General features: G+C 65.8%; 11 protein-coding genes. 10 read left to right on the top strand and 1 reads right to left on the bottom strand.

Going from position 1 to position 12207, the window contains the following annotated elements; translation table 11 throughout:
* The first annotated feature begins 356 nt into the window (after positions 1-356).
* The 4 genes from N826_RS41020 to N826_RS36885 all read left to right on the top strand — a co-directional run bounded on the left by N826_RS41020 (position 357) and on the right by N826_RS36885 (position 5567).
* Complete coding sequence (locus tag N826_RS41020; protein WP_052832734.1) at positions 357-773, top strand: flagellar biosynthesis repressor FlbT; 417 nt, start codon at positions 357-359, stop codon at positions 771-773.
* Between the two features lie 31 nt (positions 774-804).
* The gene (locus N826_RS36875; RefSeq protein ID WP_052832735.1) at positions 805-3060 is read left to right on the top strand and encodes a tetratricopeptide repeat protein; all 2256 of its coding nucleotides are present in this window, start codon (positions 805-807) and stop codon (positions 3058-3060) included.
* Between the two features lie 78 nt (positions 3061-3138).
* Positions 3139-4158: an NAD-dependent epimerase/dehydratase family protein gene (locus tag N826_RS36880; protein WP_044437435.1), complete on the top strand. Its 1020-nt coding sequence runs from the start codon at positions 3139-3141 to the stop codon at positions 4156-4158.
* Positions 4159-4205: 47 nt separating this feature from the next.
* Positions 4206-5567, top strand: a complete 1362-nt coding sequence (locus tag N826_RS36885) for a nucleotide sugar dehydrogenase (protein WP_044437437.1) — start codon at positions 4206-4208, stop codon at positions 5565-5567.
* A 21-nt stretch (positions 5568-5588) separates the two neighbouring features.
* On the opposite strand, the gene N826_RS36890 is transcribed toward N826_RS36885, so the two are convergent.
* Complete coding sequence (locus N826_RS36890) at positions 5589-6140, bottom strand: hypothetical protein (RefSeq protein ID WP_044437439.1); 552 nt, start codon at positions 6138-6140, stop codon at positions 5589-5591.
* Positions 6141-6454: 314 nt separating this feature from the next.
* On the opposite strand from N826_RS36890, the gene sciP reads away from it, so the two are divergent.
* The 6 genes from sciP to N826_RS36920 form a co-directional block, all read left to right on the top strand.
* Entirely contained in the window at positions 6455-6760 is a 306-nt protein-coding gene (gene sciP, locus N826_RS36895; protein ID WP_044437441.1) for a CtrA inhibitor SciP, read from the top strand.
* Between the two features lie 336 nt (positions 6761-7096).
* Entirely contained in the window at positions 7097-8767 is a 1671-nt protein-coding gene (gene fliF, locus N826_RS36900; protein ID WP_044437443.1) for a flagellar basal-body MS-ring/collar protein FliF, read from the top strand.
* Between the two features lie 25 nt (positions 8768-8792).
* Positions 8793-9818, top strand: a complete 1026-nt coding sequence (fliG, locus tag N826_RS36905) for a flagellar motor switch protein FliG (protein ID WP_084721509.1) — start codon at positions 8793-8795, stop codon at positions 9816-9818.
* A gap of 40 nt (positions 9819-9858) precedes the next feature.
* The gene (locus N826_RS36910; RefSeq protein ID WP_044437444.1) at positions 9859-10623 is read left to right on the top strand and encodes a FliH/SctL family protein; all 765 of its coding nucleotides are present in this window, start codon (positions 9859-9861) and stop codon (positions 10621-10623) included.
* 33 nt (positions 10624-10656) lie between these two features.
* Positions 10657-10980, top strand: coding sequence for a flagellar motor switch protein FliN (fliN, locus tag N826_RS36915; protein ID WP_044437445.1), 324 nt, complete (start codon positions 10657-10659; stop codon positions 10978-10980).
* 53 nt (positions 10981-11033) lie between these two features.
* A partial coding sequence (locus N826_RS36920; RefSeq protein ID WP_052832736.1) for a sigma-54-dependent transcriptional regulator occupies positions 11034-12207 on the top strand: 1174 nt, incomplete at its 3' end.

The following is a 12207-nucleotide window of genomic DNA, read 5'->3' on the forward strand; positions in this document are numbered from 1 at the left end:
GGGCCATCGACTTGGATTGGGTCATTTTTTGGAAACCAGAATTTTAGTCATAGCGTCCGGCGGGAAAATTCCAGCATCGAGACTCTCGCCCACGTGAAACCATGCCGGAAGATTCATGCCGGAACGCGCGGCTTGACAAGGTTCCATCTCTCGCCCGTGCAGAATAACACCCTGTCTAATTCATGAAGACGCATTGCCGCATGAGGGGCTTAGCGAACGGATTACATCTAACGGTGTAACTCCGACTTGCAAAACATTTGCGAAGTAGACATAATCCCGACCGAATCGCGACCGGGCGGGAGCATGTCTCAGTCGCCCCGCAGAACCAACGACGACACAACTGGGGTGGCACGAACATGACTGATACGAACGATTGGACGCTCCTGCCGCTCGAGCCCGGCGGCACCGTCATCGTCAAGGGCATTCCGGTCCACATGAACACCGACGGCAAGCTCCGGGTTCCGCAGGATACGCCCGTGCTGTCGCGCGAGCAGCTGATCCTGGACGAGAAGGACGCCGATACGGCGACCAAAAAGATTTATTACGCGCTCCAGCTTCTCACCCTGGACCCGGCCGGCGCCCCCCAGCATCACGACGCCCTGATCAACCTGCTGGACGACCGGGCCGAAGCAACCGAGCTTCAGCCGGTGCTGCGCAGCCTCGCGATCATCTCCGAACTGGCCCGCAAGGGCGACTATCTCGGCGCTCTCGAACTGACCCGCCACCTGATCCAGTTCGACGACGCGCTGGTGCGCGAGTTCCCCGCCGGCTGAGGCCATAAGACCACGCTTCACCGGACTAGGCATGTCTGAAGAGCACCCGGCGGCCCGTACTTCCAGGGCCGCCCTTGACGCCGCCCAGGCCGCCCTGGCCGCCGAGCTGCTTTCCGGAGCGGAGCGGTCTTTTGTGGCGGGCAACCTCGTGATGGCCGGCTGGCTGTGCGAGGAAATCCGGCAAGCCGATCCCGACGATCCCGGCGCCCTGCACCTGCTCGGCCTGATTGCCGAGCGGGAACGCCGGCTGACCGACGCCAGCGCGCTGTGGCGTCAGGCCCTGTCGGCGCATCCCTATTCGACGCCCCTCTGGCTGAGCCTCGCGACACTTCACCGGACCACCGGAAACCGCGAAGCGGCGATCCTGTGCTATCGCTGCCTGCTGGCGGTCGATCCGGCGGACCGCGACGGCTGGTACAATCTGGGCAATGTGCTGTTCGACGGCGGACTGGCGGAAGCCGCCGCCGAAGCGTACCGGCGCGCCCTGCTGCTCGATCCGCACCACAGCGAGTCGTGGCACAATCTGGGCGTGGCCCGCCATGCGCTGGAACAGAACGACGTGGCGCTGGCGGCATTGCGGCGTGCCGTGGCGCACCGGCCGGACAACCATTCGACATATCACCACATCGCCCTGATCCGGTTCCGCACCGGCGACCTCGACGGGTCGCTGCGAGCGCTGGAACGGCAGGCGCGTCTGGCGCCGCAGGCGGTGGATTGCAGCCTGATGCGGCTGCTTGCGATAGCGCTGCGCGATGCCGGACGGACCGGCGAGGCGATCCCGCTGACGACGCTGGTGGTCCGGCACCGGCCCGACGACGTCGACCTGCGGCACTGCCTGGGCATGCTGCACTCGGCGCTGCACGACATCGCGGCGGCCGAAGCCATCTTCCGGACGGCACTGCGCTACGGCCCGGCCGATCCCTTCGTGCTGAACTCCTACGGCGTCCTGCTGAACGGCATCGGCGAGCCGCTGACCGGCGCCCGGCTGCTTGCCCGCGCGCTGCTGCTTCAGCCCGCGAATCCGGAGATGCACAGCAACCTGCTGCTGACCCGCCAATACGACCTGACGCAAAGCGCCGCCGACCTGAAGCGCCTGCATGCGGTCTGGCGCGCGCGCCATGGGTCGGCCAAACGGTCCGGGGCGGCCATGACGCCCAATCGCGATCCCGATCCGGAACGGAAGCTGCGGATCGGTTACGTCTCAGCCGATTTCGGGCAGCATCCGGTGGGGTTCTTCCTGATCGGCGTGGTCCCGCGTCACGACCGCTCCCGGTTCGAAGTCCATTGCTACTCGTCGCGTCGTCACGCCGACGCGATGACCGCCCGGTTCCGCGACTACGCCGACCGCTGGCACGACGTCGCCTCGCTCGACGGCCTTCCGCTCGCGGAAAAGATAAGGGGCGACGGCATCGACATCCTGGTCGACCTGTCGGGCCATACGGCGAATAACAGGCTTCAAGCCTTCACCTACCGGCCGGCGCCGGTCCAGGCGACCTGGGCGGGCTATGTCGGCACGACCGGCATCGGGGAGATCGACTACCTGATCTCCGACCCGCGCCAGACCCCGGAAGGCTGCGACGGCGACTACGTCGAGCGGATCGTCCGGCTGCCCGACTGCTACGTCTGCTACGAGCCGCCGGCCTATGCGCCGCCCGTGGGTCCCCTGCCGGCGCTGAGAACGGGCTGCGTGACCTATGGCTGCTTCAACAACCTCGCCAAGATCGACGAGGCGAGCATCGCGCTGTGGAGCACCCTGCTGCGCGACCGGGGCGACCGCCGGCTGCTGCTGCGGACCTTCGCGCTCGACGTGCCGCGCGTGCGGGACCGGATCACCGCCCGCTTCGAGGCCCATGGGGTCAGGCCGGAGCAACTGATCCTGAGCCCGGCCGCGTCCCATCCGCACCTGCTGGACAGCTACAACGCGGTGGACATCGCCCTCGACCCGCTGGCCTATTCCGGCGGCCTGACGACGCTGGAAGCGCTCTGGATGGGCGTTCCGGTGATCACATTGCCGGGCGACCGCTTCTGCACCCGGCACAGCCTGTCCCATCTGACCGCCGCCGGCCTCAGCGGGCTGGCGGCGGAGGACGCGTCCTCCTACCTGGACCGGGCGGAGGGTCTGGCGGCCGACCTGGAGCGTCTGTCCAGCCTACGGGCGAGGCTGCGGGAGCGGCTGGCCGCCTCGCCCCTGCTGGACGGGGCCGGCTTCACGCGGACGCTGGAAGAGGCTTACCGCCGGATGTGGCGGGAGCGAAGCGCCGCGTCGATGCCCGCGCTTTCATCATAATTGGTTAACCGTTGTGGCCTAGCCTTGTCGGCGATATCCGGCGGCGGCTGCCGCCGGTTTCCCAAGCGCGGAAAGCACATGAAAATCCTGGTCACCGGAGCCGCCGGCTTCATTGCGGGTTACGTCGTCGCCGAACTGCTCAGGCATGGCCACCATGTCGTCGGCATCGACAATTTCAGCAAATACGGTCCGGTGGCCAAGGCGCACGACAGCCACCCCAACTACCGCTTCGTGTTCGGCGACTGCAAGGACGTGGCGCTGATGACGGAGCTGGCTTCGGGGTGCGACCAGATCGTCGCCGGCGCCGCCATGATCGGCGGCATCTCCTATTTCCACCAGTACGCCTACGATCTGATCGCCGAGAACGAGCGGATCACGGCATCGACCTTCGATGCGGCCATCGCGGCGCGGAAGACCGGGCGGCTGGCCAAGATCAACGTGCTGAGTTCCAGCATGGTGTTCGAGAGCGCCGCGACGTTTCCGACTCCCGAGACGGAGATCAGCCGGGCGCCACCGCCCGCCAGCAGCTACGGCTTCCAGAAGCTGGCGGTCGAGTATTTCGCGCGGGCGGCGCATCAGCAGTACGGCCTGCCCTTCACCATCGTCCGGCCCTTCAACTGCGTCGGCATCGGCGAGGGCAAGGCGCTGGGCGACGCCGAGATCATGAGCGGCAACGTCAAGCTCAGCATGTCGCACGTGCTGCCCGACCTTGCCCAGAAGGTCCTGAAAGGCCAGGACCCGCTGCACATCCTGGGCGACGGCGGTCAGGTGCGCTGCTACACCCACGGCGCCGATCTGGCGCGCGGCATCCGGCTGTGCGTGGAAAGCGAGAAAGCGCTCAACGACGACTTCAACCTGTCGACATCGGACGCGACGACCGTGCTGGATCTGGCGGAACTGGTCTGGCGCGAGGTCAACGGCGACCGCCCGTTCCGCTACACCAGCGACGCGCCCTTCGAATACGACGTCCAGCGCCGCATACCCGACACCGCCAAGGCGGCACGGGTGCTGGGCTTCCAGGCCGAGGTCCCGGTCCGGGACAGCGTCCGCGAAGTCGTCGGCTGGGTCCGGACCGAGTTGAACGCCGGCCGCCTGTGAACGCCGGAACCCATTACGCCGAAACCTCCAGCGGAAAAGCCCGACCCATGGATTACCAGCACGACCGCACCGTCTGCATCATCGGTCTGGGCTATGTCGGACTGACGCTCGCCATCACGATGGCGGAGGCCGGCTACACCGTCTGGGGCGTGGAGATCAACCAGGACTTCACCGACAAGATCGTCACCGGGAAAGCGCATTTCTTCGAACCCGGGCTGGACGAGCGGCTGGGCCACCAGCTCGAAGCCGGACGGCTGCTGGTGCTGAATTCGCTGCCCCAGGACCCGGCGGTCTCCCTGTACATCATCACGGTCGGGACCCCGCTGGGACAGGACGGCCGCGTCCGCATGGACATGGTGAAGCGGGTGACGGCGGAGATCGCCGCCCAGTTAAAGGACGGCGACGCCGTCGTGCTGCGCTCGACCGTCAAGATCGGGACGACGCGGAACGTGGTGCTGCCGATCCTGGCCGCGACCGGCCGCGATTTCGACATCGGGTTCTGCCCGGAACGGACGCTCGAGGGCCGCGCGCTCTACGAGCTGACCCATCTGCCGCAGATCGTCGGGGCGAACAGCGAACGCGGAGCGATCCGGCTGGCGCAGGTGTTCAACGCGCTGACGCCGACCGTCATCCGGGTCCGCGACCCGGAGACCGCGGAGATGATCAAGCTGATCGACAACACCAGCCGGGACGTCGGCTTCGCCTTTGCCAACGAAGTGGCGCGGCTATGCGGCGCCGTCGGCATATCGGCGGCCGACGTCATCACGTTCGGCAAGCTCGGCTATGCCCGGACGCAATTGCCGATGCCGGGACCGGTCGGCGGTCCCTGCCTGAGCAAGGACGGCCATATCCTGGTCGAGAGCATGCTGGACCGGGGGATCATGCCGGAGATCGCCTCGGCGGCCCGCACGATCAACGAGCGGCTGATGGTCGAGGTGGCTGAATACCTTGCCGGTCAGGTGAAACCCTGGTTCCGCACGAGCGCGCTGAAGATCGCCGTCATGGGCCTCGCGTTCAAGGGACAGCCGGAGACCAACGACCTGCGCGGATCGACCGCCATCCCCTTGCTGGCGGAGCTGAGAAAGCTGCTGCCGGAGGCGCGGCTGCTTGGCTACGATCCGATCGTTTCGGCCGAGGACCTGAGCGGGCTGGGTTTGACGCCGGCGGCGAGCCTCGACGAGGCCTTCGACGGCGCCCATCTCGTCGTGATCCACAACAACCACCCCAAGTTCCAGGGCATGCCGTTGTCCGCGCTGTCGAAGACGATGGCGCGTCCGGCCATCGTCTACGATTTCTGGAACAGCTTCATTCCCGAGCGGCTGACGCTGGAGGACGGCGTGCGCTACGTCGCCCTGGGGTCGCATCCGATGCGCATGGATGTGCCGGCGGCTATCCCGGAACCGGTCTGAAACCGGCCGGACCAGTTCCGGTCAGGCGGAGATCGACTGGAGGACGGGACGGCCTGTGCCGCCGCCTCCCAGGACGGGTCCAGGAGACTCAGGCGCCGACGCTACCGAGCGCGAAGCCGACACCGAGATCGGTGCCGCCTGGATGCCGGAGGAAACCGCCGCCCTCGCGCCCGCCGACTCGTTGCCGCCCGAGGACAGTCCAGCGACCGGCGAACCGGCGATCCGCCGCCCGCCCGCAGTCTTGCCTTCGGCGTCTGTATCGCCCGAGTTCCTGGCTTCGGCCTGTTCCTGCTCCTTCGCCCGCTCGGTGCTGGCCTTGCTCCGGTAGGCTTCGAGCTGCTTCTCGGAGGGATACTGGACCAGCACCTTACCGTCGGAGCCGTCGCGGAATTGCAGGACCGTACGCTGCGTTTCGCTGTCGATGCGCACGACGGGGCTGTAGTAGCGTGAAGGCTCGTTGACGGAACCAGCGAGCGGATCGGCTTCCGGTTGAGCCTGCTGGTTAACAGCCTGCTGGCTCGAACCGCGTATCGCAGTCGTCCCCTGCAGCGTATTTCCAATGGCGTCCATCATGGCTAATCCAACACTGGTGACCCAATCGATATGGTCATATCTCGACCGTCAGGAGTCAAGAGATTCTTAATTTCGTAGATCGGGTTTCTTTCTTGTTTACACCGTTCATTAAGAAATTCCCCATCATGGAGAGGTAGATTAGAGATCTTATCGTTCGTCGGCCTGCCGGTCACGCCCGCGAATGACATCCAAAGAGGCATATTACCCCTTTCGAGTGACAAGATTTTCGCAAGTTAGCAGTTTTTTAAATTGGCACTCGGATACTGACGCACGCTGCCGACGGATGAGTAAGGATTCGCGAGGTACACTGTCGAATGACAGCGCATAAAGAAGACCCGATGATTGACAGTGTCGCTGACCTGGCATCGCGGGTAATGACGGAGGCAGATCTTCCGCCACCCGAGACGAAACGCTGGGTCATGCGGCGCAAAGCCGAAGTTGTGGCCGGCGTACGGTGTGGATTGATCAGCCTTGAGGAAGCGTGCCGCAGATACACTCTGTCGGTAGAGGAATTTCTATCCTGGCAGAGGCTTATCGACAGCCATGGTGTGCGCGGCCTTCGCGCCACCCGGTTGCAGGACTATCGCCAGGGTACCGAAAAGGCCTCGCTCGCGGAATGACTTCCGCCGGATTGCATCCCGAGGCCCGGTTCTTATCCTATGGCCCAATTCATATCCTGCGGGATGACTGCCGAATGACTTTGAACGGCGGCCCCTGACCTGTCTTCAACACAGTACCGATCTTGAACGCACCCTGTCTTGAACACAGTACTTGAAGCGATTTTATTGGGCATTCGACTGGGCAAAATTTGCCGGGTGACGACCGAACCCAGCCCGTTTTAACCATCCCTTTACGGAAATATCGTTACGTTTCAGGCTCATGACGGCCAGGGCCGGCGGGTGCTTCCGCAGTCCGCCGATCCGACCTCATAGGACGTTGCCCGGGGGCAGCCAAGCTTGAACACGTTTTTCCAGACCCTGCGCAATCTAGGCCCGGTGCGGCTTGCCGCCATGGGTGTAGTCGCGCTTGGGCTGATCGGTTTCTTCTTTTACCTGATGACTCGCCTATCCACTCCGGACATGGCGCTGCTGTACAGCGACCTGGACCCAAAGGACGGCGGCGCTATCGTCCGCCAGCTGGAAGAGCAGAAGGTTCCCCATCAGGTCAACGCCGAGGGCACCAGGATCATGGTGCCGGCCGATCAGGTCGGACGTCTCCGCATGGTGATGGCGCAGGCAGGATTGCCGGCCGGCGGGTCGATCGGCTACGAGATCTACGACAAGCCCGAAGGCTTCGGCACCACCAGCTTCGTCCAGGGCGTCAACCACCTGCGGGCGACCGAGGGGGAGCTGGCGCGCACGGTGGCGACACTGGGACCGGTCCTTCAGGCGCGGGTCCATCTGGTGCTGCCCAAGCGCGAAATGTTCAGCCGCACCCAGCAGACCGCGACCGCCAGCGTGTTCCTGAAGCTGCGTCCGGGACAGCAATTGAAGCGCGAGCAGGTCGTCGCCATCCAGCACCTGATCGCCGCCGCGGTCCCCCAGCTCGAGCCGAACCAGATCTCCATCATCGACGATCGCGGCAACCTGCTGGCACGCGGCATGGGCACCGGCGCCGAGGCCAATTCCCAGGCCAATGCCGACGAGAAGAAGCAGGCCTACGAGCAGCGGACGACCCGCGTGATCGAGGACCTGTTGTCGCGCTCGCTGGGCTTCGGCAAGGTCCGGGCGGAAGTCACCGCCGACCTCGATTTCGACCGCATCACCACCAGCTCCGAGATCTTCGACCCGGAAAGCCAGGTGATCCGGTCGACCCAGACGGTCGAGGACAACAATGAATCGACCGACCGCGACGCGCTGGACCCGGTGACGGTGGCCAACCAGCTGCCGACCGGCGACACCAACCAGAGCGCCAACGGCGCCTCCAGCAAGACCAAGGGCGCCCGGACCGAGGAAACGATCAACTACGAGATCAGCAAGACGGTCAAGAGCCATGTCCGGGAATCCGGACAGGTTCGCCGCCTGTCGGTCGCAGTCCTGGTCGACGGCCAGTATACGCCGAACCCCGAGGGCGGCGCCCCGACCTACGCGCCCCGCCCGAAGGAGGAGATGGCCCAGATCGAGGCGCTGGTGCGCTCGGCCATCGGCTTCGACGCGGTGCGCGGCGATACGGTCGAAGTGATTAACATGCGCTTTGCGACGCCGGACGCCGAGTTCGCCGACGGATCGGAAGCGATCTTCCTGGGCATGGCGAAGGAGGACCTGTTCCGGATCGCCGAGATGGTGGTGCTCGCGATCGTCGCCATCCTCGTGATCCTGCTGGTGATCCGCCCGCTGATGGCCCGCGCCTTCGAACGGAACGACGGCAGCTCCGCCGAGGAGGAGGCCGAGCGCCTGCTGACCGACCAGTCCATGGGACAGGCGCAGCTTACCGGACCGGGAGCCCTGGCGCAGGACCTGGCGCTGGAAGACGCCCAGGCCGGCGAGGAGCTGGAGCAGATGATCGACATCAACCGCGTCGAGGGCCGGGTGCGCGCCTCGTCGCTCCGCAAGGTCGGCGAGATCGTGGACAAGCATCCGGAAGAGGCGGTTTCGATCATCCGAAGCTGGCTCTACCAGGAAACGTGAACCGGTGAACGGGGGAATTTGAATCGTGGCAGCGCTGCGCATACGCGAAGATTACCGCACCCTCACCGGTCCGGAGAAAGCCGCCATCATGATGCTGGCGCTGGGGGAGGAGCACGCGACCAAGCTCTTCACCCACATGGACGACGAGGAAATCCGCGAGCTGTCGCAGACCATGGCCAACCTGGGCACGGTCAGTTCCACCATCATCGAGCGGCTGTTCGTCGAGTTCGCCGAGCAGATCTCCTCCACCGGCTCGCTGGTCGGCACCTACGAGAGCACCGAAAGGCTGCTGCTGAAGGTGCTGGACAACGAGAAGGTCAACCAGATCATGGAGGATATCCGTGGTCCGGCCGGCCGTACGATGTGGGACAAGCTGGCGAACGTCAACGAGACGGTGCTCGCCAACTACCTGAAGAACGAATACCCGCAGACCGTCGCGGTGGTGCTGTCGAAGATCAAGGGCGAGCACGCCGCCCGCGTCCTGGCGCAGCTGCCGGAAAGCTTCGCGATGGAAGTCGTCATGCGCATGCTGCGCATGGAGTCGGTGCAGAAGGAAGTGCTGGACGACGTCGAGCGCACGCTGCGCACCGAGTTCATGTCGAACCTTGCCCGCACCAGCCGCCGCGATGCCCACGAGATGATGGCGGAGATCTTCAACAACCTGGACCGCAACACCGAAAGCCGCTTCCTGGCGGCCCTGGAAGAGCGCAACCGCGACAGCGCCGAGCGCATCAAGGCGCTGATGTTCACCTTCGAGGACCTGTCCAAGCTGGACCCGTCCGGCGTCCAGACGCTGCTGCGGGTGGTCGACAAGCCGAAGCTGGGCCTTGCCCTGAAGGGCTCGTCGGAAACGCTGCGCGACCTGTTCTTCACCAACATGTCGGAACGCGCGGCCAAGATCATGCGCGAGGACATGGCGGCGATGGGACCGGTGCGGCTGCGCGACGTCGACGAGGCGCAGATGTACATGGTCCAGGTCGCGAAGGACCTCGCCGCCCGCGGCGAGATCGTCATGGCCGAGGGCAAGGGCGAAGACGAGTTGATCTACTAGTGCCGGCCCTCACCCCGAACCCATTGGTCACGACGCGATCATGACATCGACCCGCAGGTTTCTGTTCGACACCGAATTCGACGTGGACGTGGCACGCCGGCGGGAGGAGCGTCTCGCGTCGGAGGCGCTCATCGCCAAGTCGGCGCCGCCGCCCGAACCGGAAGAACCGCCGCCCCCGCCGGAACCGGTCTTCAAGTCGGCCGACCTGCTCCAGGCGCACGAGGACGGCTACGCCGACGGTTTCGCCAACGGCAAGGCCGCCGCGGAAGCGGCGGTCAACGCACGGCTTTCGGCGACGCTGGAGCGGCTGGCCGACCAGCTCGAATACATCGTGCAGAGCGCCGCCGACACGGCGGCGCGCCAGCGCGAGGGCGTGATCGAGATCGGCGCCGCCATCTGCCGCAAGCTGCTGCCCGACCTGTCGCGGCGGCAGGGCACGAAAGAGGCGGAAGCCATGCTGAGCACGGTCATCGCCGAATTGATCGACGAACCCCGGATGGTCATCCGGGTTGCCGACGAAGACCTGGACGCCCTGTCCGAGCGGATCGACACCATCACGGCTCGGCGCGGTTTCGCCGGGAAGGTCGTGCTGCTGGCCGAACCGACGGTCGCGGCCGGCGATTGCCGGATCGAGTGGGCCGACGGCGGGGTGGAGCGGGACAGCGCCCGCCTGTGGCACGACATCGATCTGGCCGTCGCCCGCCTGCTGGGCGCCGGCCACGGCACGGAAGACCACTCCGGCGGTCACTCCGGTGGCCACTCCGGTGGTCACCTGGGTAGCCCCCTGGCCGGCGCTTCGTCTTAAAGTCCCCGTAACAGTCACTCAGGAAAACGCCACATGGCCAGCAAGGACAGCTTTTCGCTCGACGAACTCGATGCCGGGTCGCGCGACGTCGGCGAGTTCGACAGCCACGCCGCCAAGGACCTGGAAGCGATCTACGACATCCCGGTGCAGATCTCGGCCGTGCTCGGCAAGGCGACCATGCAGGTCAGCCAGCTGCTGAAGCTGGGCCGCGGCGCCGTCGTGGAACTGGACCGCAAGGTCGGCGAGGCGATCGACATCTACGTCAACAACCGCCTGGTGGCGCGCGGCGAGGTGGTCGTCGTCGAGGACCGTCTCGGCGTGACCATGACCGAAATCATCAAATCCGACCGTTCGTAGAGCGCACCCGCCGCGGAGGACCGTAGCGGGATGGACCCTGGGAGAAATTCGTCATGCGATTGCTGATTGTCGGCACCATGGAAGGCTACATCACCGCCGCGGGCAAGATCGCCCACGATCGCGGCGCCAAGGTCTCCTATACCGACGGCATCGACAAGGCGCTGAACGCTTTGCGCGGCGGTCAGGGCGCCGATCTGGTTATGATCGACGTCAAGTTCGACATCGCCCGCCTGATCGACGCCCTCAAGCTGGAACGCATCACGATACCGGTGATCGCCTGCGGCATCGGGACGGACGCGCAGGCGGCCGTGCGCGCCATTCGCGCCGGCGCCCAGGAATACATCCCGCTGCCGCCCGACGCCGAGCTGATCGCCGCCGTGCTGGAGGCGGTGGTCCAGGAAAGCCACGCGATCGTCAGCCGCGACCCCGCCATGGGATCGGTGCTGCGGATGGCCGACCAGATTGCGCCCAGCGACGCATCCGTGCTGATCACCGGGGAGAACGGCACCGGCAAGGAGCTGATGGCGCGCTACATCCACCGCAAGAGCCGGCGGTCCGACAAGGTGTTCGTCGCGGTCAACTGCGCCGCCATCCCCGAGCACCTGCTGGAAAGCGAGCTGTTCGGCCATGAGAAGGGCGCCTTCACCGGCGCCGTCGCCCGGCGCGTCGGCAAGTTCGAGGAAGCCAACGGCGGCACGCTGCTGCTGGACGAAATCAGCGAGATGGACATCCGGCTCCAGGCGAAGCTGCTGCGCGCGATCCAGGAGCGCGAGATCGACCGCGTCGGCGGCAGCCATCCGGTCAAGATCGACATCCGCGTGCTCGCCACCTCCAACCGCAAGCTGGAGGAGGAGGCGCGGGCCGGCCGGTTCCGCGAGGACCTTTACTTCCGCCTCAACGTCGTCAACCTGCGCCTGCCGCCCTTGCGCGAACGTCCCGCCGACATCCTGGCGCTGTCGGTCCACTTCGCCAAGAAATACGCCGAGGCCAACGGGCTGCCGGAGAAGCACCTGACCGCCGAATCCCTGGACATGCTGAAGGTCCACCCGTGGCGCGGCAATGTCCGTGAGCTGGAAAACACGATGCACCGCGCGGTGCTGCTGTCGCGCGGTCCCTCGATCGACACCGACGCGATCCTGCTGACGGACAGCGGCCCGGCGGCGGAGCCGGCACCGGCACCCGCCGCCGTGGCGGCGCCCGCTGCGGAAGTACCGCCGGCGGCGCTGG

It is taken from the genome of Skermanella aerolata KACC 11604 (assembly GCF_000936425.1).
GTDB classification, from domain to species: Bacteria; Pseudomonadota; Alphaproteobacteria; order Azospirillales; family Azospirillaceae; genus Skermanella; species Skermanella aerolata.